The following is a 21,140-nucleotide window of genomic DNA, read 5'->3' on the forward strand; positions in this document are numbered from 1 at the left end:
AATCTAAAATTTAAACAATTTGTTGTATTTGTAACTTTTTGTTTTTTGATGTCCTGTAAAAATGATACCGGAAAACTAACGAAAATTCAGGGCAGGCAAGTCCCTATCGACTCTACCATCACCCAGACCGATTCCATTGAAGCCTTTGTGGAACCGTACCGAAAAAGAATCAACGAGGTGCTGGACAGTACCTTGGCCTATGCCCCAAAACCATTGTTATTGAACGATGGCGAACGTACCTCATCCATGGGGAACTTAATGGCGGACATTGTTTTTGAGCAGACCACCCCTATTTTCAAATCAAGAACCAACAACACCTTGGATTTTGTGGTGTTGAACGCCGGTGGTGTACGCTCCATTATCTCCGAGGGCAATGTAAGCGCCAGAAACGCCTACGAGGTAATGCCTTTTGAAAATTATATTGAAGTGGTGGAACTCAGCGGCTCCGCTACCCGTGAACTCATCAATTTTGTGGCAAAGGCTTCTAGAAGACACCCCGTTGCCGGAATCGAGATTGTTACGGACAAGAACGGTGCACTGGAATCCGTGAACATTCAAGGGGAACCTTTTGATGAAAGCCGAAACTACTACGTGGCCTCTTCCGATTATTTGATCAACGGAGGGCCAAGCGTTGGCTTTTTTGACCAAATTGTATCGAGAACACCAACGGATTACCTATTGCGGAACGCAATGATAGACTATTTTAAAAAGGTGGATACGCTACAAGCGGTTGCTGATGACCGTATAAAACAAATGGATTAATGAAAAGAAGGGACTTTATTACCAATACCACCGCTGCATCCACTTTAATTGGATTGGGCGGGCTCAGTTTAAGCTCATGTTCCAATTTGGGCAAAAAACAGATTACCATATTGCACACCAACGATGTGCACAGCCATATCGACACCTTCCCCTCTACCCACTCCAGACACCCAAATTTGGGCGGGGTGGCGAGGCGCGCTACTTTGGTGGAGCAAATCCGTAACGAAAACCCGAACACCCTGCTTTTTGATGCCGGGGATATTTTCCAAGGAACCCCCTACTTTAATTTTTATGGTGGTGAACTGGAATTTAAGCTGATGAGCAAGCTCAAATATGATGCGGCAACCATAGGCAACCACGATTTTGACAATGGTATTGAGGGGCTGCTCGCGCAGATGCCCAATGCCACTTTTGAAATGATCAACGCCAACTACGATTTTACCAACACGGTGATGGACGGCTACGTGAAACCCTATAAAATCTATACGGTTGATGGCATTAAAATCGGTGTGTATGGCCTTGGTATTGAATTGGACGGATTGGTGACCAAAAAACTCTACAAGGAAACCCAGTATTTGAACCCCTACGAGATTGCCCTGGACATAGAAAAGCAACTCAAAGAGGAAGAGCAATGCGATTTGATTGTTTGTCTATCGCATTTGGGTTATGATTACGATTACCCTGAAAAGCCTTCTGATACCCAATTGGCACAAAAAACGTTCCACACGGATTTGATCATTGGTGGACACACCCATACTTTTTTGGACAAGCCCGATGTGCGCACCAACCAAAACGGCAATTCGGTTCTGGTGAACCAAGTGGGATGCTACGGGATCAATCTAGGTAGAATAGATTTCTATTTTGATACTGCTAAAAAGGCATCGGCCAACGGAGTGAGCATTACGGTTTAGGTGGATGTGATTTGGTTGATGGTTGATGGTTAATGGTTAATGGTTAATGGTTAATGGTTAAAAGGGTTCTCGACTGTGCTCGAACTGACAATGGGTCGATTGTTGGATTTTTTGATTGTTTGATTGTTCGATTATTGGTCATTGGGTAATTGTTTATTGTGGACTGCCCACTGCTTACTGATTTCAGATATCCGACCTCCGACCTCCGACCTCCGACCTCTGACCTCCGACCTCTGACCTCTGACTTCTGACTTCTGACTTCTGACTTCTGACTTCTAAAAAAGAAAAACCGAGAAAGCACTTGGCCCTCCCGGTATCTTCTAAAAACAAATAGTATGAAAAATTGCTATTTCAATAATTAATTACATTCTTCAAGAAACTCTACGGTTCCGGTAATCACCCAATCATGATTCAACATCAAGTTATCGCCGGCAGCCAATGCCTCATCACCACAAACCGTCAGATTATGAATACCGACAGTAATACCCGTTGGACCATTATTATCGTCCACATAGTTGCTCCAACCAATGAATGTGGCATTTAGGTTTTCTTTGGACATACCACTGCTATCGAACATATTGGACATATTTTCTACATTACCAATATCCCATCCCCCCAAATCTTGGTCAAAATTGGAAGCCCCCAAAAACATTAAGCTCATATTGGTGACGTTACTCACATCCCAACCACTAATGTCCCCATTAAAGTTGGAATCTTGGAACATATATACCATATCCGTAACATTGGAAAGATCAGGTTTGTCCGAAGCATTAAACTCTAATTTTGTACAACCTTTAAATGCATCTCTAAATGTTTCCCATTCAATGTGCCCCCATTGGTCAACACTTAACAACTGTTCTGCAGCATCCCCACCTGAAACTTGTATTGCTGGAAACTCTCCCTGTATGGCAACGGTATAGGTGCCAGCTGTTGCATATATGTGTTCCGGAATATCATTATTAGTAAAATCCTCCACAGTACCATCACCCCAATCTATGGTAAAATCATAACTATAATTATTGTTTCTCGGCAGCACAAAAATCTCACCTCCCCCCGGCATATTCCAAGTGGCTATAAAAGAAGCAGGGTCATCAAACATGCTTTCAACTACGTTTTCCACGTTTATGGTAACAATAGCTTCAACGGTTTCCTCTCCATCGGTTACGCTTACGGTTATGCTGTGTGAGGTCGCGGTCTCGTAATCCAGCGTTTTGCCTTCGGCAAGGGTCAATATGCCGCTTTCAGAGAGCATAAACAGGTCGTTGTCGTTCTCTTTTAGTTCAAAGGTAAGGGTGTCATCGTCCGCATCGGTAGCCACAAGTATGCCGATCTCATAAGCATTGTCAATATCCTCGTTCGCTTTAAATTCTTGGTCGAGCATCTCGGGTGCCTCGTTGGTCTCGGTCACCTCTTCGGAAGTTACTTTTATGGTAATCGTGGCGCTTGCGGTGTCCTCGCCATCGTCCACCTTCACCGTAATGGCGTGCTGATCTTTGGTGGCTGCATCCAACGTTTTACCGCTTGCCAAGCTAAGGTCGCCCGTTGCGGTAATCTCGAACAGGGCGTCGCTGTTTGCTTCAATGGTAAAGGTAAGGGTGTCGTCTTCATCTTTGTCGGTAGCGGTTACTGTACCGATCACCTCGGTATCGGAAATGGTCTCCGCCACGGTAAAGGTCTTTGCGGCTATTACCGGAACGCTGTTTTCTTCTTCCGTAACCGGAGGCGTGGTCGGGGAATCGTCCTTACCACAGGACCAGATCAGGGCAATCGTAAAAATGGATAAAAGTGCGTGTTTTAATTTCATCGCAATATAATTTTTATGTTAATCGCGACAATTTCGGGGGTTCTGCCGAGGTTTTTGGCCCCCAATTGACCAATGCCCCGTTTGAGTTGACGGATGAGGGGTTTGGGTTGATGGAGGGTTTTCAGGGGAAGGGTTGAGGGTTGAGGGTTGAGGGTTAAGGGTTACGGGTGAAGGGTTGCGGGTGAAGGGTGAAGGGATGGGGCGATTGTTGGATTGTTGGATGGTTTGATGGTCAGTTGCCATCTTGACACGAATTCCACGAATTTTCACTAATTGAATGCCGGGCCCTGAGCGGAGTCGAAGGGCGGTGGGCGAAGGGTTCTCGACTGCGCTCGAACTGACGATGGGTCTATTGTTGGATGATTCGATTTTTGGATTGTTGGATTGTTGGCAATTGTTTATTGTTTATTGTCAAGGGTTCAGATATCAGATATCCGACCTCTGACTTCTGACTTCTGACTTCTGACTTCTGGCTTCTGACTTCTGACTTCTGACTTCTGGCTTCTGACTTCTGACTTCTGGCTTCTGGCTTCTGACTTCTAAAAAAGAAAAACCGAGAAAGCGCTTGGCCCTCCCGGTCTAATCTAAAAACAAATAGTATGAAAAATTGCTATTTCAATTATCAATTACATTCCACCAAATTCAAATTGCCCGTGTAATCCCATTGGTAATTGTCAAAGAGGTTCTGAAGTGCATTTATCCCATCTCCCAAACAAATACTCAAATTATCCAATCCCACTGTAATATTGGAAGGGCCGCCATTTTGGTCGGCATAGCTGCTCCATCCGATAAATGTATTACTCAAATTAACCGCAGAAATACCGCTAGCAATGAACATATCCTCAAGCATTGTTAAACTACCAATGTCCCAACCGCCCAAATCTTGATCAAAGGAGGTGGCTCCTTTGAACATCATTTGCATATTGACTACATTGGTCGTGTTCCACTCACTAAGGTCTCCATTAAAAGAAGTTGCATGTGCAAACATTCCGCTCATCGTGGTTACACTGGAGGTTTTCCAATCATTAATATTTCCATTAAAGGAATTAGCAGTCCTAAACATATTTGACATATCCGTTACGTTGGAAGTGTTCCAATTACCGATATCTATGTTAAAGGCATAGGCTCCAAAGAACATTCCGCTCATATCTAATACATTTGAGGTATCCCAATTACCGATGTCAGCATTAAATACATCCGTTCCAGCAAACATTTCGCTCATATTTGTCACTTTGGAAGTATCCCAACTACTGATATCCCCATTAAAGGATTTGCTTCCCGAAAATGTCCTTTCCATATTTGTTACTTTGGAAGTATCCCAATCACCTAAATCTGCATTGAAGAATCCGGCCCCATAAAACAAACCCTCTAAACTTGTAACATTTGAAAGGTCCGGTACGTCAGAGGCGTTATATTGCATGTTTGCACAAAGTGCAAAAGCAAATGAGAGGTCTTTCCATACTACATCGCCCCATTGATCAATGCTCTTCACATAGGAATAATCCTCTTCAAATGAAAAGCTGGGAAATTCTCCTTTTATGGATACGGTATAAGTTCCTGCTATCTCATAAGTGTGCTCAAAGGCCTCTGGAGCAATTTCTACGATTTCCTCTATTGTTCCATCTCCCCAATCGATAGTGAAATCATAGCTGTAATCTGTGTTCGCACCAATGTGGAGGGTCTGGTTGCCCATATTGGTCTTCCATGTGATTATAAACGGCCTAGAATTGTCCTCAATAGGTTCCTCGACATCTTCTACCTTAACCATTACGCCTCTGAACCTGTCAATAATGCCATCTGAAACCATAACAACCAATGAATGTTCCTTCACCGTTTCGTAATCCAGATATTTCCCGGGCGCCAAAGAGATTTCACCTTCTGGACTGATTTCAAAAAGATCGTTGCCCCCACTCCTAATCTCAAAGATCAACTTATCATCATCCGGGTCGGTCGCCTCAATGGTTCCGATAATGGTCTGCTCATCCACATCTTCCTTTACGGAAAAAGTATCCCCGTGGGCGATAGGCGCCCCATTTACATCTTCCAAAGAATCATTGTCGCAAGATTGTAGCGCACATACCAACAAAAACAGGAAGAACAACTTTTCAAATTTGATAGTCATAACATGGTATTTTCTGGAAAGATGGTTCTTTTACACAAGATTTTCTCCGCCCGATTTACCAATGCCCCGTTTGAGTTGACGGATGGGGGGTTTGGGTTGATGGAGGGTTTTAGGGGAAGGGTTACGGGTTAAAGGTTAAAGGTCAAGGGGTGAAGATGAAGGGATGGCTGGATTTTTGGATGATTCGATTATTTGGTTATTGGGTGAAGGTTTAAAGGTGAAGGGGACAAGGGCAATGGTCAAGAGCAAAGGGTTTTCGACTGCCTGCCGGGCCCTGAGCGGAGTCGAAGGGCGGTTGGCGAAGGGTTCTCGACTGCGCTCGAACTGACGATGGACGATTGCTGGATGATTCGATTATTGGATTGTTGGTAATTGAATAATTGTTTATTGTTTATTGTTTATTGTTAACTGCTTACTGCATACTGAATATTGTCATTCTAAACCGGGCCCTGAGCGGAGTCGGGGGGCAGTGAAGAATCTATGGGCAGGCGCACGCTTGGTTTGGGGGTATTCGGTTATTTGTTGGTTTGATTAATGGTAATTGTAAATTGGTTATTGTTCATTGATAATCAATTGATTAAAGATTCGCCTCGACCAATATTTTCAATTCGTCCTCCAAACTAAAGTCTGGAAAAGGTTTGTCAGCCCTACCGTACCAATAGCCGGCGTTCCATTTATCACCTTCTTTACGGTGTAGGTACGCATGAATCCAACTGCCCATTTGCGAGTTTAGCTCTTGAGCAATGTCGTGAGACGATTCCCAATCGCCCTTCGCATCGTGCCAAAGGGATTTTAAGGGTTCCGACCACTCGCCTGGAGGTGCGTATTGATCTAAAGTAGCTTCAAATTCTTCGTAAGTTTTGGGTATCATGATTCCAGTTTTTGCAAAAACTCCTGTTCCGAAATTATTGGGACACCCAAACCTTCTGCCTTTGTCCGTTTGCTTGGCCCTATATTGTCACCAGCGACCAAAAAGCTGGTTTTTGATGAAATGGACGAAGATACTTTTCCCCCATTGTCCTCAATTAATTTCTTAAGATCATTACGGCTGATGGTTTCGAACACACCGGAAATCACAAAGGTTTGTCCCTTGAGGAGTTCCGTTTGATTTTCCAACTGCTCCTCGGACAAGGAAAACTGCAGTCCGTATGATTTTAATCGCTCAATAATTGCCACATTCGCGGGTTCCGAGAAAAAACTCACCACACTCTCCGCAATCCGCTCCCCTATCTCGTCCACTGCCACCAATTGCTCCTGTGAAGCAGCCATTAATGTCTCAATATTCTTGAAGGCTTTTGCCAGTTTTTTGGCAACCGTCTCGCCAACATATCGTATCCCCAAGGCAAAAAGCACTCGCTCAAACGGAATCGCTTTAGATACCTGAACACCGTTCACCAAGTTTTCAGCGGATTTGTCCGCCATTCGTTCCAACGGCAAGATTTGTTCCTTGGTCAAAATGTACAGGTCGGCATAATTACCTATCAACCCCTCCTTGAACAACAATTCCACCGTTTCACCGCCCAAACCTTCAATATCCATGGCCTTTCTGGAAATAAAATGTTGGATTCGACCTGTAATCTGAGGTGGACAACCAATATCGTTTGGACAGAAGTGTTGTGCCTCCCCTTCCTTTCTAATAAGTTCCGTACCACATTCGGGACAATTTTCAATATATTTGGTAGGTTCTGAATCGATTGACCGCTTGGTAAAATCGACCCCTACGATTTTTGGGATGATTTCACCTCCCTTTTCCACAAAAACCGTATCGCCTTCGCGTACATCGATTTTAGCTATTTGGTCGGCATTGTGCAAAGAAGCCCGTTTTACCGTGGTACCTGCCAACAATACAGGCTCCAGATTGGCCACAGGGGTAATTGCACCGGTTCTACCAACTTGATAGGTTATTTTGTTCAAGGTTGTAGTAGCCTGCTCCGCCTTAAATTTATAGGCCATGGCCCAGCGTGGAGATTTTGCAGTGTAGCCCAGTTCTTCCTGCTGTTGGATGCTGTTCACCTTAACCACCACACCATCAGTTTCGTAAGGCAATTCGTGCCGGTGGATGGCCCAATAGTCTGTGAACTGCATAACTTCAGCTGTAGATTTGCACAATTTGGCTACGCTGGGGACTTTAAAACCCCAAGCACGTGCTTTTTCCAGCACCTCAAACTGAGATGAAATTCCTAAATTATCTCCGGCTATGCTGTACAACAAACACTCCAATGGACGCTGTGCCACCAAGGCGCTATCCTGTAGTTTTAAACTCCCAGATGCTGTATTTCGGGGATTCATATAAGGGTCTTCGCCAGCTTCCACACGTTCTGCGTTCATTTTGGCAAAGCCCTCGAGTGTTAGGATAATTTCCCCTCTAATATCGAATTTAGGTGGATAGTCGCCTTTCAATTGCAGGGGAACCGACTTAATTGTTTTAATGTTATTGGTGACATCGTCCCCTTGAAAGCCATCACCACGGGTCACTGCTTTTACCAATTTCCCATCTTCATATGTCAGACTGATAGAAGCTCCATCATACTTTAACTCACAGGTAAATTCCACCTCAGCATCCCCCAAAATACGTTGTATGCGTTTCTCCCAATCTTCCAAATCCTCCTTGGAATACGAATTATCCAAGGAATACATCCGATGCTCATGGGCCACGGTCTCAAAGTTTTTGGTTACCATTCCTCCCACACGCAATGTTGGGGAGGTCGGGTCCTGAAATTCAGGATGCTCGGCTTCCAATGTTTGGAGTTCCTTGAGTTTCATATCAAACTCATAGTCGGAAATGGACGGCTCATCAAGCACGTAATATTTATAGTTGTGTTCCCTTAGTTCATTGCGCAGGGAAGTTATTTTATCTTGGATGCTCATTTTCTAATTGCTTTTAGCATTCTGTCGTTGCCAAACATATCTTTTCGCAGTTCAATTTCTGAAAAATTACGATGATTGAAAAGTGCTTGGGTCTCCTTTCCCAAATATTGATTGATTTCAAAATACAATTTTCCTTTTTCGGAAAGATGCTTTTCCGCGAAATCGATAATTACCCTGTAAAAAACTAAAGGGTCATCATCTGGAACAAACAATGCAGTTCCGGGTTCAAAATCCTTTACATTTTTTTGAATTCCTCCCTTCTCCAACTCTCTGACATAAGGCGGATTAGAAACGATGATATCAAAATCAAGTTCAAGTTCCGTGTTAAGAATATCTTCATGCAAAAATGTGATATCCACTCCATTTGACACTGCATTTTTCTGAGCCACATCCAATGCGCCATCGGACACATCCAAAGCAAACACTTTGGCATTGAGCAGGTGCTTTGCTAAAGCAATGGAGATACAGCCGCTTCCTGTTCCAATGTCCAAGACGCTAAAAGGTAAAGGATGAAAAGATTCATCTTCGCTACATGGGGCTTCAGCCTTCAATTCTGGGTTTCCCACTTGCAACTTCTGACTTCCGACATCTGACTTCTGACTTCTAATATCATCCAAAATCCATTGCACCAATTCTTCGGTCTCAGGACGGGGAATCAACACATTTTCATCTACGTAAAGCTCCAAATCCATAAAATGGGCAGTTCCCAAAATATATTGAAGGGGTTTTTCCAATTTGAGTTCGGACAGTGCTTCAAAAAGAGGCTGCTCTTCTTCCTTGGTCAATGCAATCCCAGGCTGAATGGCCAGAATGAATCGTTGCAGATTAAGGTAATGCTCAATACAGGAATAAAAAAAGGAATCAATCTCCTCTTTGGGATAGATTGTGCCCAACTCTTTATGGTAAATGTCTTTGATTTCTTTGAGGAGCATTACAATTTTTTAAGCATCCAAACGGGGCAGGAATAATGGCCCGTATTTCCCATGGGAGCGTCGATGTACTCAAAACCGTTCTTCTTGTACAACTTTTGGGCGGCTTCCATGTAGGGCATGGTTTCCAAATAGCAGGCCTCAAACCCAAATTCTTTAGCTTTTTGCAAACAAGCTCCAATCATTTTGGCACCGAGTCCCTTGCCCCTGGCTTCCTCCAAAAAGTACATTTTTTGAAGCTCGCAGACATTACCATCATAGTTATCCAACTTGGCGACACCGGCACAGCCGATTACTTCGCCTTCGTGCTCCACCACAAAATACGCAGCTTTGGGCACATTATAATTAGAGTACATATCGTCCAAAGCTTTATCTGCATAAGCGGTACCTACTTTAGGAACACCCATATCCTCAAAAACCTTTCGAATCACTTGGGCCACCTGTACATTGTCTTCGGGGGTAATTTCACGAATCACCGTATCTCCCATTTTTGTGTTTTTATTGTTCTATTTTTGCGGTGTGAATATACATCAAAAATACATCCTCCGCTGCATAGAGCTGGCCAAAAAGGGACTGGGAACAACCGCTCCAAACCCTATGGTGGGATGTGTAATTGTACATAACGATAAAATAATCGGAGAAGGGTTTACCGACCCCTACGGAGGCCCACATGCCGAAGTAAATGCCATTAATTCTGTAAAGGATAAGGATTTATTGCAGGAAGCATCTTTATATGTTACCCTCGAACCTTGTTCGCATTACGGAAAAACACCTCCTTGTGCTGATTTGATTGCAAAACACCGAATCAAAGAGGTTTTTATTGGGTTACAGGACCCTCACGATAAAGTGGCCGGTAAAGGCATCCAGAAATTGAAAGATGCGGGCTGCAAAGTAACGGTGGGAATTCTTGAAGATGAATGCAGGGAACACCACAAACGTTTTTTGACGTTTCAGGAAAAGAAACGCCCCTACATTATTTTAAAGTGGGCGGAATCGAATGATGGCTTTTTGGCCCCCGACACCTCCTTACGAAGTAAAAATCCAGAACCTTTCTGGATTACCAATGTCCATTCCAAACAGTTGGTACACCAATGGCGAAGCCAAGAACAGGCCATTTTGGTCGGCACCCACACGGTTTTGGAGGACAATCCCAAACTAACAACACGGAGTTGGACAGGAAAAGACCCGATTCGGGTGGTTTTGGACAAGGATTTGAAGATTGATTCGATCTACCATGTTTTCGATACATCTGTACGGACCATTGTTTTGACGGAGGTTGAAGATGCATCAAAATATAAGGAAGGTGTTGATTATGCCCTCATCGACTTTTCAAAAAACTTGGCACAGGAAATTTGTGATGCGCTCCATCAACATAACATCACAAGCGTAATTATTGAAGGCGGCGCCAGAACGCTTCAAACTTTTATCGATGAAAATTTATGGGACGAGGCTCGTATTTTTAAAGGTGCCGTTTCTTTTGAAAATGGTTTGCCTGCTCCTAAAATACAGGGTACTTTACAACATCAGACCCAAATATTGACCGACACCTTATCCGTTTACCATAATGATTAAAAATATTATACTCGACTTTGGCGACGTCCTCATCAACCTGGACAAACCTGCCACGGCAAAGGCAATGGTGCAGCACGGGTTTACCGAAGTTACTCCTAACTTGGAAAGCTTGTTTCAGGATTATGAGAAGGGACTTATCACATCTACAGGCTTTTTGGATGAGGTGTCTGAACACTTTCCTAACGCAAACAGGGACTATTTGACGCAAGCCTGGAATTCGATTTTGTTGGATTTTCCCGAAGAACGTTTACAATTTATTGAACAGCTTGCTGCCGAGAATCAATATAAAATGATATTGTTGAGCAATACCAACGACCTACATATGGAACGTGTGAGGGAACAAATGGGCGCGGAACGGTTCAATAGGTTCAAAAATGCTTTTGATGTATTCTACCTAAGCTACGAAATGGGAATGCGCAAACCAGATACCGAGATTTTTGACTTTGTGCTACAAGAAAACCAACTTACAGCGGAAGAAACCTTTTTTGTGGATGACGTAAAGGAAAATACTGATTCCGCAGCTAGTTTAGGTATAAAAGTATGGAACCTCCAAGTGGGCCAAGAAGACGTAAACCAACTAAAATCAAAATTATAAATGCTATACCTAATTCTGAGTGTTCTGAGCTCGACTTTGATTTTTGTGGTCTTTAAACTGTTCGATGTTTTTAAAATACAGACGCTCTACGCCATTATCACCAATTACGTGGTAGCCTGCACTGTTGGGTTCTTTTTATATGATGGTCCGGTCGGCGTAAGCGATTTTACGAATAAACCATGGCTTATTGGCCCTATATTATTAGGTGTACTGTTTATTGTCATTTTTAATTTGATGGCCCGTACTGCCCAGGTCTCTGGGGTTTCGGTAGCCTCGGTGGCTACCAAGATGTCGTTGGCGATTCCGGTGGTAATGGGGATGTTGTTGTACGGCGAACGATTGAGCGCACTACAAGTGGTTGGTATTGCCCTTGCACTGGTTGCGGTGTATTTGGCGTCCATTAAAGAAAAGAAAATACGAATTGACCGAAAAGCACTTATGCTGCCTTTGCTGGTGTTTTTAGGGTCGGGTATTATCGACACCAGTATTCAGTATTTTGAGGAAGTCCATTTGACAGACCAAGAGATTCCGGTCTTCTCCTCTATGATTTTTGGCTGTGCAGCTTTTACCGGGTTTATTTTTATTGGTATAAAGGCGGTAAAAACACCATTGAAAATCAATTTAAAAAATATGGCAGGAGGAATTGCCCTAGGGGTACCCAATTATTTCTCCATCTATTTTTTGATTCGTGCCCTGCGGTCAGAAGTTTTGAGTAGTGCCGCTATCTTTACCTTAAACAACGTTGCGATTGTAATGGTCTCCACGCTCGTCGGAATATTATTGTTTAAAGAGAAGCTAAGTCTTAAAAACTGGAGCGGTGTTGCGTTGGCGGTTTTGAGCATAATATTGGTAGCTTTGTTCTGATGGATAAAAAAGAAGATGTTTATAGGACCGTTACCAAAACCTCACCCGAGATTTTATATAAGGACCGAAAAAGCAAATTCTATGCTCAGGTACACCCCATTGCTTCGGAAGATGATGTAAAACCGATTGTAGAGGAACTTCGAAAAAAATACCACACGGCCAACCATGTTTGCTATGCCTGGCAATTGGGCACCGAAAATCCGATTTACAGAGCCAATGATGATGGCGAACCGAACAATTCGGCCGGAATGCCCATTTATGGGCAAATACAATCGTTTGATGTGACCAATGTCCTGATTACCATTACCAGAATTTTTGGTGGCACCAAACTTGGGGTCGGCGGATTGATACAGGCCTACAAAGCTGCTGCCCAAACGGCGCTCGAAAATGCGAAGATTGTAAAGAAAATCATCAAAGCTCAAATGCGTTTACAATTTGAGTACCCAGTCATGGATATAGTGATGCGGACCATCAAACAGAAAGATTTGGAGATTGCTTCCCAGAAAATGGAATTGGATTGCGAGCTGATTATTTCGGTTCGATTAAGCGAATCGGAAGAGATTTTTCAACTTTTCGATGAAATGCATGGTGTCGATGTAATTATGTTGGATTGATTGAAACAAGACCACTTTCCTATTGGACAAAAGACCGCTGCGCTGCTAGACATAAGAACAAAGACTTCTGAACTCTGAAAAAAAATCAATCCTCCAATTTTTCCAAGATATAATCTGGGCATTTTATGGGGCGTCCCGTTTTTTTGTCCATAAAGGCTAAAACCGTGTTTGCGGTGGCCAACAACTCCCCTGCTTCGTTCAAAAGGTCATAATCAAATTCAATTTTAACTAAGGGTTTTGACTTTAATTTGGTACGCACGGTCAACAAATTATCATAAAGCGCAGACTTTTTATAGTCAATATGTAAGGATATTACGGGTAACATCACACCATTATCCTCCATGCTTTTGTAAGTGATTCCCATCGCCCTTAACCACTCCACTCGGCCCATTTCAAAATACTGGGCATAATTACCATGGTAAACAACCCCCATTTGGTCAGTTTCTGCATATCTGACCCGAAAAGAATACGTATTTAGACCCATTTTTAATTGAAAAATTATATATTTAGAGGCTTGCTTATTTTGAGGGCAACATGCGAAAAAAAAACAGAACTTTCAATGGTAAATTGATTTTTTTTTTAAAAGAATTGTTCACATATTTGTCGCATCCAATGAGCATCTTGTAACCCTTTAGATGCTTGCTCTTAAGTATTAAAGCTAACCATTAAAACAAGGAAAAACTTCTATGAGTGCTACTGCTAATTCCGTATGGAACAACTGTTTGGCTTTTATCCAAGATAACATCCAACCGCAGGCATTCAAAACTTGGTTTGAACCCATTAAGCCTATAAAACTGACAGATAAGGCGCTGAGCATTCAGGTGCCCAGCAAGTTTTTCTACGAATGGCTCGAAGAACATTATGTAAAGCTCCTTAAAGTTGCCATGACCCGTGAATTGGGAAGCAATGCTAAGTTGATCTACGTTATAAAAATGGAAAACAAGTACGGTAACAAGGAACCTTTTACAGAACAGATTCCAAGTTCTAACCGTACCGCTGTAGGACCACAGGAATTGGATGTGCCGATTACCTCCAAAAGTCCCGAGCTTAAAAATCCATTTGTGATTCCTGGAATCCGAAATATCAAAATCGAATCCCAGCTAAATCCAAATTATAATTTCGATAATTTTCTGGAAGGTGATTCCAACCGTTTAGCTCGTTCCGCCGGTATGGCCGTGGCCAACAAACCGGGAGGAACATCTTTTAATCCACTATTGGTTTTTGGTGGAGTTGGTTTGGGAAAGACCCACTTGGCCCATGCCATTGGAGTTGAGATAAAAGACAAGTACCCGGAAAAGACCGTACTCTATATTTCGGCGGAGAAATTCACCCAACAATATATTGAGTCCGTAAAAAAGAATACCCGAAACGATTTTATCCATTTTTACCAGTTGATAGACGTACTTATTATAGATGACGTGCAATTCCTATCCGGTAAATCTGGAACACAGGATGTTTTCTTCCATATTTTTAACCATTTACACCAAAATGGCAAGCAGGTAATTTTAACATCGGACAAAGCTCCTGTGGATATGCAGGATATTGAGCAGCGTTTGCTTTCCCGTTTTAAATGGGGACTGTCCGCAGAACTGCAGAGTCCCGATTACGAAACCAGGGTGTCCATCTTAAAAAACAAATTGTACCGAGATGGGGTTGAGATGCCCGAAGATATCATCGACCACGTGGCAAAGAACATCAAGACCAATATTCGTGAACTGGAAGGCGCCATTATTTCATTGATTGCGCAATCATCATTCAATAAGCGTGAGGTTACTTTGGAACTGGCACAACAGGTAGTGGAAAAGTTTGTCAAAAACACCAAGCGCGAAGTATCCATCGACTACATTCAAAAAGTAGTGTCGGATTACTTCGAAATGGATGTGGCCACGCTTCAATCCAAAACAAGAAAACGCCACATTGTACAAGCAAGACAATTGGCCATGTTCTTTGCAAAGAAATTCACCAAGGCATCCTTGGCGAGCATCGGTTCACAAATCGGAAAACGTGATCACGCAACCGTACTCCATGCATGCAAAACGGTGGACAACCTTGCGGAGACTGATAAACAATTCAGAAAGTACATCGAGGATTTGAGCAAGAAGTTCTCCTAATTTTTCACAAGATATTTATGAAAACCAAAGTTTTGATGGTCTGCTTGGGAAACATTTGCAGGTCACCTTTGGCCGAAGGCATTTTAAAATCAAAAGTCGATTCGGATTCCGTTTTTGTGGATTCCGCGGGCACTGCAGGATATCATGTTGGTAATCCGCCTGATAAACGTTCCATTGCGGTGGCCCAAAAATATGGACTGGATATTAACAATCAGAAGTGTAGAAAATTTTCGAAAGCCGATTTTTCAGGGTTCGATTATATCTATGTGATGGACCGTAGTAATTTTTCCGATGTGGCTGCTCTGGCTTCAAACCAAGAGGAAGCCAACAAAGTAAAATTGTTGCTGAGCGAGGTTGAACTGGGAATTAAAGAGGTTCCAGACCCCTACTACGGTGGCGAGGATGGCTTTGAAAATGTTTACCAAATGATTGACAGGGCTTGTGAGGAAATTGCGAAAAAGCTAAATTAAACCCATGGAAGAGGTAAAACCTGGTTTAGTAGTGGGCAAAATCTATCTGATTCCCACAACTTTAGGAGACAATGCTCCTTTAGAAGTTCTGCCCATTTCGGTAAAAGGGACCATAGAACGTATTGACCACTATATTGTGGAAAACGAGAAAACGGCCAGACGTTTTATAAAACGGGTAAGCCCGAGCAAATCTCAACCGGACCTTCATTTACAATCGTTGAACAAATACACCAACCCTGAGGAAATTCCCGGTTTTTTGGATCCCTGTATCCATGGTCATGATATTGGTATTTTGTCCGAAGCTGGGTGTCCGGGCATCGCCGACCCAGGAGCCGATGTAGTTCGTGTAGCACATCAAAAAAGAATACAAGTGGTACCGTTGGTGGGCCCTTCCTCTATTTTGATGGCCATGATGAGCAGCGGTATGAACGGTCAGAACTTTGCTTTTAATGGGTATTTGCCCATCGACAATGCAGAGCGCAAAAAAATGGTAAAGAGCTTGGAACGATTATCCAAGGATAAGGGACAGTCCCAAATTTTTATGGAAACGCCTTACCGTAACAATAAATTGGTGAAGGAACTTGTAAAAACTTTACAGAAGTCTACCCGACTCTGCATTGCGTGCGATATTACGTTGCCGACAGAGTTTATCTCCACTAAAAGTGCCCATGAATGGAGCGAAATTGAGATAGACTTGGACAAAAGGCCAACAATCTATATAATCCAAGCATAAAAAAAGCCCCGGATTTCGGGGCTTTTTTTAATTTAACTCATCTGTACCAATTAGACTTTTGCATTTTTTTGCTGTTTGATATTTGAAATATCATAACCCGCAAATTTTTTCATGTAATACGAGATGCTACTTCCGTACGCATCGGTTACATCATTTTGTCCATAAGATCGTAGATATTTTTTGACGTTGCCTGCTCCAGCCAAATGGGCCGCGGCCAAAATACCGGATTCAGTTACTTTGATACCTCCAATGGTTTTCCCGTTGAAGCGCTTGATATCCCTTCTCAAAATCCACTTATTACGGGCAATATTGGCCACAAAGGCTTTTTCCTGAAGTTTTGGGTTGTCCAAAAATTCATCCATGTCGTAAACTCCCATCAAATTTAATGTGCTGCTACCAAACTGGTACTTGCCCAAATAACCTAATGTGTTCACTCTTTGATATTTACCCTGAGATTCTTTAAAAGCAAGTGCTTCCTTAAAGCCATTATAGGCTTTTCCCAGAAAAGGAGGGGTTACCTCGTCCTCGTCAAGAAGTTCAATGGAATCTTGCGGTGCAAAGATTTCCAAATTGGCCGTTACCTTCAATGAATCGGGAATTTCAACAGTCTCCTTTTTCATTACGGTATAGGAACCAAAACTTGTCAAAACTACGATCATGGCAAGATGTAGAATAAAACCTATCCATCTTTTCATAATGTTCATATTTGTGATCTCGATACTATATACGTATCAAAAATCAATTTGGCCGGCAAATATAGATGGAGATAAGCTAAAGGGCACCCTAAAGCTCATAAAGATTTCTTAAATCAGCCTTAAAATACGTTAAAGAGATGAAAATCAACGATAAAGAACCTTATCTCAAAACTTTTTGTTGATTCAACCATCGGGTGTACTGTACCTTATTCCGGTTGTGTTGCGCCAAAGATTTGGCGAACATGTGGTAGCCAAAGTTGTAAACATCGGCCACAAAATAGAGATAATCGTGTTTTTCGGGGTTCAAAACCGCATCTATGGAAGTAATGTCTGGCATGGTTATAGGCCCAGGAGGAACGCCCGCATATTTATAGGTATTATAGGGTGAATCCATTTCCAAATCACGGAAAAGTACCCGTTTTATAATGGTATCGTAATTGCCCGTTTCCTTTTTAATGGCATAAATAACCGTTGGGTCTGCCTGCAATAGCATTCCCCTTCTGATTCTGTTCAAGTATACTCCTGCAACCCGAGGGCGCTCATCCACTTTAGCGGTTTCCTTTTGAACTATGGCCGCTAAAGCGGTAACCTGGTTGGGAGTCAATCCAAGGTTTTTTGCTTTTTGCAAACGGTCACTGTTCCAAAAGCGTTCGTATTCCGTCCGCATTCTATCCCTAAAACTTGTTGCGTCAGTATTCCAGAAAAACTCATAGGTATTTGGAATGTACATCGCCAGTTTGGTATCCTCATCAAACTTTGTTTCCTTCAAAAAGTTAGGGTCATTGAATGTTTGAAGCAATTCTAAACTATCGGCTTCTATCTGCTCAGAAACTCTTCCGGCCAGCAACGCCAGCGATTCTTGATTATTAAATGATACTTGAACGGGCAAATTGGCGCTACGAAGGGTGTTGATAATCTCGTTGTTATTCATTCCCTTTTTGAGAGCATACTTCCCTGCCTTGATATTGGTGATATACCCTTTACGCTTGGCCACAGCTTCAAAAGTGGATAAATCCTGCAACAAAGGTTCCAATGAAGCTTTTACATCATTGAACGATGCATCCGTTTCAATATAAACAAAGGCTTCATCATTATTGAACTGTGTATTGGGACTAAAAATGGCACTGTAAATTTGATAAGCAATAAAACCGCAGATCAACAATCCGAGGACGGCCGTTGCCCAAAGTACTTTCTTAAGATTCATTTGTATTGATCTTTTGATACATTATTTCGTTCTTGAACCCTTGATTGGTTCTTATCCATTCCTTTTTAACGCCGATTTCTTCGAACCCCATTTTTTGAAACAAATGGATACTCGCCTCATTATCCTCCAAAATATTGGCGTAGAGTTGATGCATGTCAAAAGCTGAAAATGCATAATCGCACAAAAGCGACAAGGCTTCTGCGCCAGCACCTCTGTTTCTATCACCGGGCTCTACAATTATAATTCCGATTCCCGCCCGTCTGTGTTTAGGATCAAAATCGAACAAATCGATAAGCCCTATACATTCATCTTGCTTATTGCTTATACATAATCGCAATTGCTTCACATCGTAAATATCCCTGTGGGCATTGTCCAGATACAATTGAAGCACCGTTTTGGAATAAGGTTTTAGCGTGCCGCTTACCTCCCAGACCGATGTATCGTTTTCCAATTTGTACAGAAAATCGAGGTCAGTGGGCTCCAATGCCCGTAAATAGACTTGTTTTCCCTTTAGATTGAGCATTCGATGGTTCCTTTAAACACTTGTATGGCGGGGCCTTTTAAAAAGATATTGCTGTACTTCCCATCCTTCTTCTCAAAAGAAATGGTCAAATCGCCTCCAATGGTATGGATATGGACTTCGTTGGCTGCAGTTTTACCTGATTCGTGCATGGCCAAGGCCACGGCCGTTACCCCTGTACCACATGAGAAGGTCTCTCCTTCCACTCCTCTCTCGTAGGTTCGTACATCAAAAGCATTGTCGCTGGTCTGTTCCACAAAATTGATGTTGCTCCCGGACTCACCATAAATTCCATAACGGAGTTTCTTCCCTTCTTTTTGTACATCGAACTTTTCCAGCTCTTTTACCAATTGTACGTGGTGCGGGGAGCCGGTATCCAAAAAACTATGGTTTTGTTTCTCGTGAATCTTATCCACATCAATCATTTTTAAATTGACGATGTCACCTTCCACGGTAGCTTCATGAAGCCCATCTACTGCATTAAAAGTGGTCTTTCTTTCTATAACTCCCAAATAATGGGCAAACGCTACCAAGCAGCGGCCTCCATTACCGCACATAGTGCTTTCGGCTCCATCTGCGTTATAGTAAACCATCTTAAAATCAGACACATTGTCATTTTCGAGCAGAATCAAACCGTCCGCTCCAATGCCAAATCTTCGGTCACAAAGCTCCGCTACAAGTTTGGTATTGTTTTTGGGAAATATATCCTGACGATTGTCAATAATTACAAAATCGTTTCCCGTTCCTTGATATTTAAAAAACTGTAGTTCCATATGCATCTACAAAGGAACAAATATATGGGATTCTTTAAGGTTTTTTTTGTAGTTAAAACAGCGTTAAACCGACCTAACCAAAAATTGAAAACTTTTAATTTTGATAAAGCTTAATGTTAAATTGTTAATGAATTATGAAGAAAATAGCTAGTTTATTCCTTGTTTCCGTATTTGCGGGAGCAATTACACTGGGAGCTTACAAATTATTTTTCGAGAAAGAAAGCTATAAATGGGTCACTGCGCAGGAGGAAACACCTTTTGTGACCACGAGCAATCTGGATACATCGGCGAAAGGAGCTGGAATCAACGAGGTTGATTTTACCTCTGCTGCCGAAAAAACGGTAAATTCCGTGGTACACGTTAAAAATATGACCCTAAGTAAAAGTGGTCCTTCAAGCATTGCCGAATTCTTTTATGGTTATGAACGTAAATCAACCCCACAGTTGGGTACCGGTTCTGGAGTAATCATTTCTCCTGATGGCTACATTGTGACCAATAATCACGTAATAGCCAACTCGAGCCAATTGGAAGTTGTCCTGAACAACAATAAATCCTATGAAGCGGAAGTAATCGGAACCGATGCAGACTCTGACATTGCCCTTTTAAAAATAGATGCCGAAGATGCATTGCCCTACTTGGCTTTCGGAGATTCCGACAATGCTAAAATTGGGGAGTGGGTACTTGCCGTTGGTAACCCCTTTAACCTGACCTCTACCGTAACAGCGGGTATCGTAAGTGCCAAGGCTAGATCGCTTTCCCCAAATGGTGCTCAATCTTTTATACAGACTGATGCAGCCGTTAACCCCGGAAACAGTGGTGGGGCTTTGGTGAACACCAATGGCGACCTTATTGGTATCAACACGGCAATCACTTCCCAGACAGGTTCCTATATTGGGTATGCCTTTGCGGTTCCGAGTAATATTGCCAAAAAGGTTGTAGAGGATATTATGGAGTTCGGCAATGTCCAAAAAGGACTTTTGGGAATTTCCGCTTTAAATGCAAGATCTCCATTGGCTATTGAGAAAGGGATTGATGAACTAGAAGGTGTTTATGTTGAAGGCGTGGAAGAGGATTCTGGTGCTGATGAAGCCGGTTTAATGCAAGGTGACATTATTAAAAAAGTGGACAACGTCAGTATTGGCAAATTCTCAGAACTTACAGGATACCTTTCCGCCAAAAGACCAGGTGATGTGGTTAAAGTTACATTGGATCGAGGTGGAGAAAGTTTAGTGAGAAACGTCACGTTAAAAAAACAAAACAGCGTTATTCTTCCTGCGACTTCTTTTAAGGTAAAAAACTTGACCAAAGAAGACAAAAAGAAATTTGGCGTATCCAAAGGTGTTAAGATTATTGATGTTCCCCAAGGCTACTCTAGATATGGTTTGACCAACAAGGTTATTATTGAATTGGATGGTGAACCCATCGAGAATATTGATGATGCAAAAGAACAATTTGGCCAAATATCAAGATATGGACGAACCAGTTTCACCATGATCAATGAAGACGGTGAAAAAGAACACATGATACTTCAGTAAAAAGTGCTAAAAAAACACTTAAAAGCGTCTTGAAAAGGACGCTTTTTTTTATATCCAA

The 21,140-nt window shown here is 42.4% G+C and carries 21 protein-coding genes; 10 read left to right on the top strand and 11 right to left on the bottom strand.

Annotated elements, in window-relative coordinates:
- The first annotated feature begins 48 nt into the window (after nucleotides 1-48).
- Nucleotides 49-762 (top strand): 5'-nucleotidase C-terminal domain-containing protein, encoded by a 714-nt coding sequence (locus GUA46_RS08935; RefSeq protein ID WP_229418477.1) that lies wholly within the window; start codon nucleotides 49-51, stop codon nucleotides 760-762.
- On the top strand, nucleotides 762-1,673 hold the full coding sequence (locus GUA46_RS08940) for a metallophosphatase (protein WP_176620196.1): 912 nt from the start codon (nucleotides 762-764) through the stop codon (nucleotides 1,671-1,673). The genes GUA46_RS08935 and GUA46_RS08940 overlap by 1 nt, the downstream gene beginning before the upstream one ends.
- A gap of 358 nt (nucleotides 1,674-2,031) precedes the next feature.
- On the opposite strand, the gene GUA46_RS08945 is transcribed toward GUA46_RS08940, so the two are convergent.
- The 6 genes from GUA46_RS08945 to GUA46_RS08970 all read right to left on the bottom strand — a co-directional run bounded on the left by GUA46_RS08945 (nucleotide 2,032) and on the right by GUA46_RS08970 (nucleotide 9,884).
- Nucleotides 2,032-3,477 carry a BspA family leucine-rich repeat surface protein gene (locus tag GUA46_RS08945; RefSeq protein WP_176620197.1) on the bottom strand — a complete coding sequence of 482 codons (1,446 nt, stop codon included), beginning with the start codon at nucleotides 3,475-3,477 and terminating at the stop codon, nucleotides 2,032-2,034.
- Nucleotides 3,478-4,099: 622 nt separating this feature from the next.
- Nucleotides 4,100-5,599, bottom strand: coding sequence for a BspA family leucine-rich repeat surface protein (locus tag GUA46_RS08950; protein WP_176620198.1), 1,500 nt, complete (start codon nucleotides 5,597-5,599; stop codon nucleotides 4,100-4,102).
- Nucleotides 5,600-6,176: 577 nt separating this feature from the next.
- A complete protein-coding gene (locus tag GUA46_RS08955; RefSeq protein WP_176620199.1) occupies nucleotides 6,177-6,470 on the bottom strand; it encodes a hypothetical protein in 294 nt (97 codons plus the stop codon).
- Entirely contained in the window at nucleotides 6,467-8,467 is a 2,001-nt protein-coding gene (gene ligA / locus GUA46_RS08960; RefSeq protein ID WP_176620200.1) for an NAD-dependent DNA ligase LigA, read from the bottom strand. Before ligA ends, GUA46_RS08955 begins: the two co-directional genes overlap by 4 nt.
- On the bottom strand, nucleotides 8,464-9,399 hold the full coding sequence (gene prmC / locus GUA46_RS08965) for a peptide chain release factor N(5)-glutamine methyltransferase (protein WP_176620201.1): 936 nt from the start codon (nucleotides 9,397-9,399) through the stop codon (nucleotides 8,464-8,466). Before prmC ends, ligA begins: the two co-directional genes overlap by 4 nt.
- Complete coding sequence (locus GUA46_RS08970) at nucleotides 9,399-9,884, bottom strand: GNAT family N-acetyltransferase (RefSeq protein ID WP_108244702.1); 486 nt, start codon at nucleotides 9,882-9,884, stop codon at nucleotides 9,399-9,401. Before GUA46_RS08970 ends, prmC begins: the two co-directional genes overlap by 1 nt.
- A 31-nt stretch (nucleotides 9,885-9,915) precedes the next feature.
- Between GUA46_RS08970 and ribD the strand changes: the two genes are divergently transcribed.
- The 4 genes from ribD to GUA46_RS08990 are packed head-to-tail and all read left to right on the top strand — an operon-like array spanning nucleotide 9,916 to nucleotide 13,041.
- The gene (ribD, locus tag GUA46_RS08975; protein WP_176620202.1) at nucleotides 9,916-10,968 is read left to right on the top strand and encodes a bifunctional diaminohydroxyphosphoribosylaminopyrimidine deaminase/5-amino-6-(5-phosphoribosylamino)uracil reductase RibD; all 1,053 of its coding nucleotides are present in this window, start codon (nucleotides 9,916-9,918) and stop codon (nucleotides 10,966-10,968) included.
- Nucleotides 10,961-11,563, top strand: coding sequence for an HAD family hydrolase (locus GUA46_RS08980; protein WP_176620203.1), 603 nt, complete (start codon nucleotides 10,961-10,963; stop codon nucleotides 11,561-11,563). Before ribD ends, GUA46_RS08980 begins: the two co-directional genes overlap by 8 nt.
- Nucleotides 11,564-12,427, top strand: a complete 864-nt coding sequence (locus GUA46_RS08985) for a DMT family transporter (protein ID WP_176620204.1) — start codon at nucleotides 11,564-11,566, stop codon at nucleotides 12,425-12,427.
- The gene (locus tag GUA46_RS08990) at nucleotides 12,427-13,041 is read left to right on the top strand and encodes an IMPACT family protein (protein ID WP_176620205.1); all 615 of its coding nucleotides are present in this window, start codon (nucleotides 12,427-12,429) and stop codon (nucleotides 13,039-13,041) included. The genes GUA46_RS08985 and GUA46_RS08990 overlap by 1 nt, the downstream gene beginning before the upstream one ends.
- Nucleotides 13,042-13,126: 85 nt before the next feature.
- Here GUA46_RS08990 and GUA46_RS08995 read toward each other — a convergent pair whose 3' ends face one another.
- Nucleotides 13,127-13,525 carry an acyl-CoA thioesterase gene (locus GUA46_RS08995; protein ID WP_176620206.1) on the bottom strand — a complete coding sequence of 133 codons (399 nt, stop codon included), beginning with the start codon at nucleotides 13,523-13,525 and terminating at the stop codon, nucleotides 13,127-13,129.
- 202 nt (nucleotides 13,526-13,727) lie between these two features.
- On the opposite strand from GUA46_RS08995, the gene dnaA reads away from it, so the two are divergent.
- From dnaA to GUA46_RS09010, 3 genes are read left to right on the top strand one after another with little or no spacing between them, the layout of a single operon-like run.
- Nucleotides 13,728-15,152 carry a chromosomal replication initiator protein DnaA gene (gene dnaA, locus GUA46_RS09000; protein ID WP_108244696.1) on the top strand — a complete coding sequence of 475 codons (1,425 nt, stop codon included), beginning with the start codon at nucleotides 13,728-13,730 and terminating at the stop codon, nucleotides 15,150-15,152.
- A 17-nt stretch (nucleotides 15,153-15,169) separates the two neighbouring features.
- Nucleotides 15,170-15,622, top strand: a complete 453-nt coding sequence (locus GUA46_RS09005; protein ID WP_176620207.1) for a low molecular weight protein-tyrosine-phosphatase — start codon at nucleotides 15,170-15,172, stop codon at nucleotides 15,620-15,622.
- Nucleotides 15,623-15,626: 4 nt separating this feature from the next.
- Entirely contained in the window at nucleotides 15,627-16,355 is a 729-nt protein-coding gene (locus GUA46_RS09010) for an SAM-dependent methyltransferase (RefSeq protein WP_108244694.1), read from the top strand.
- A gap of 50 nt (nucleotides 16,356-16,405) precedes the next feature.
- Here GUA46_RS09010 and GUA46_RS09015 read toward each other — a convergent pair whose 3' ends face one another.
- The 4 genes from GUA46_RS09015 to dapF form a co-directional block, all read right to left on the bottom strand.
- A complete protein-coding gene (locus tag GUA46_RS09015; protein ID WP_176620208.1) occupies nucleotides 16,406-17,050 on the bottom strand; it encodes a hypothetical protein in 645 nt (214 codons plus the stop codon).
- A gap of 160 nt (nucleotides 17,051-17,210) precedes the next feature.
- A complete protein-coding gene (gene mltG / locus GUA46_RS09020; protein WP_176620209.1) occupies nucleotides 17,211-18,254 on the bottom strand; it encodes an endolytic transglycosylase MltG in 1,044 nt (347 codons plus the stop codon).
- Entirely contained in the window at nucleotides 18,244-18,777 is a 534-nt protein-coding gene (locus GUA46_RS09025; protein ID WP_176620210.1) for a GNAT family N-acetyltransferase, read from the bottom strand. Before GUA46_RS09025 ends, mltG begins: the two co-directional genes overlap by 11 nt.
- Entirely contained in the window at nucleotides 18,765-19,547 is a 783-nt protein-coding gene (gene dapF, locus GUA46_RS09030; protein WP_176620211.1) for a diaminopimelate epimerase, read from the bottom strand. The genes GUA46_RS09025 and dapF overlap by 13 nt, the downstream gene beginning before the upstream one ends.
- 134 nt (nucleotides 19,548-19,681) lie before the next feature.
- Between dapF and GUA46_RS09035 the strand changes: the two genes are divergently transcribed.
- Nucleotides 19,682-21,082 carry a S1C family serine protease gene (locus tag GUA46_RS09035; RefSeq protein WP_176620212.1) on the top strand — a complete coding sequence of 467 codons (1,401 nt, stop codon included), beginning with the start codon at nucleotides 19,682-19,684 and terminating at the stop codon, nucleotides 21,080-21,082.
- Nucleotides 21,083-21,140 lie beyond the last annotated feature (58 nt).

The sequence above is a fragment of the Flagellimonas chongwuensis genome (genome assembly GCF_013376415.1).
Taxonomy (GTDB): Bacteria; Bacteroidota; Bacteroidia; order Flavobacteriales; family Flavobacteriaceae; genus Flagellimonas; species Flagellimonas chongwuensis.

Coding starts and splice junctions, on each gene's coding strand:
- GUA46_RS09010 (WP_108244694.1), top strand. CDS start 15,627: ATGGAAGAGGTAAAACCTGGTTTAGTAGTGGGCAAAATCTATCTGATT.
- GUA46_RS08985 (WP_176620204.1), top strand. CDS start 11,564: ATGCTATACCTAATTCTGAGTGTTCTGAGCTCGACTTTGATTTTTGTG.
- dnaA (WP_108244696.1), top strand. CDS start 13,728: ATGAGTGCTACTGCTAATTCCGTATGGAACAACTGTTTGGCTTTTATC.
- GUA46_RS09035 (WP_176620212.1), top strand. CDS start 19,682: ATGAAGAAAATAGCTAGTTTATTCCTTGTTTCCGTATTTGCGGGAGCA.
- GUA46_RS08950 (WP_176620198.1), bottom strand. CDS start 5,599: ATGACTATCAAATTTGAAAAGTTGTTCTTCCTGTTTTTGTTGGTATGT.
- GUA46_RS08990 (WP_176620205.1), top strand. CDS start 12,427: ATGGATAAAAAAGAAGATGTTTATAGGACCGTTACCAAAACCTCACCC.
- dapF (WP_176620211.1), bottom strand. CDS start 19,547: ATGGAACTACAGTTTTTTAAATATCAAGGAACGGGAAACGATTTTGTA.
- GUA46_RS08955 (WP_176620199.1), bottom strand. CDS start 6,470: ATGATACCCAAAACTTACGAAGAATTTGAAGCTACTTTAGATCAATAC.
- GUA46_RS09025 (WP_176620210.1), bottom strand. CDS start 18,777: ATGCTCAATCTAAAGGGAAAACAAGTCTATTTACGGGCATTGGAGCCC.
- GUA46_RS08970 (WP_108244702.1), bottom strand. CDS start 9,884: ATGGGAGATACGGTGATTCGTGAAATTACCCCCGAAGACAATGTACAG.
- mltG (WP_176620209.1), bottom strand. CDS start 18,254: ATGAATCTTAAGAAAGTACTTTGGGCAACGGCCGTCCTCGGATTGTTG.
- GUA46_RS08980 (WP_176620203.1), top strand. CDS start 10,961: ATGATTAAAAATATTATACTCGACTTTGGCGACGTCCTCATCAACCTG.
- GUA46_RS08940 (WP_176620196.1), top strand. CDS start 762: ATGAAAAGAAGGGACTTTATTACCAATACCACCGCTGCATCCACTTTA.
- prmC (WP_176620201.1), bottom strand. CDS start 9,399: ATGCTCCTCAAAGAAATCAAAGACATTTACCATAAAGAGTTGGGCACA.
- GUA46_RS09015 (WP_176620208.1), bottom strand. CDS start 17,050: ATGAAAAGATGGATAGGTTTTATTCTACATCTTGCCATGATCGTAGTT.
- GUA46_RS08935 (WP_229418477.1), top strand. CDS start 49: ATGTCCTGTAAAAATGATACCGGAAAACTAACGAAAATTCAGGGCAGG.
- GUA46_RS09005 (WP_176620207.1), top strand. CDS start 15,170: ATGAAAACCAAAGTTTTGATGGTCTGCTTGGGAAACATTTGCAGGTCA.
- ligA (WP_176620200.1), bottom strand. CDS start 8,467: ATGAGCATCCAAGATAAAATAACTTCCCTGCGCAATGAACTAAGGGAA.
- GUA46_RS08945 (WP_176620197.1), bottom strand. CDS start 3,477: ATGAAATTAAAACACGCACTTTTATCCATTTTTACGATTGCCCTGATC.
- GUA46_RS08995 (WP_176620206.1), bottom strand. CDS start 13,525: ATGGGTCTAAATACGTATTCTTTTCGGGTCAGATATGCAGAAACTGAC.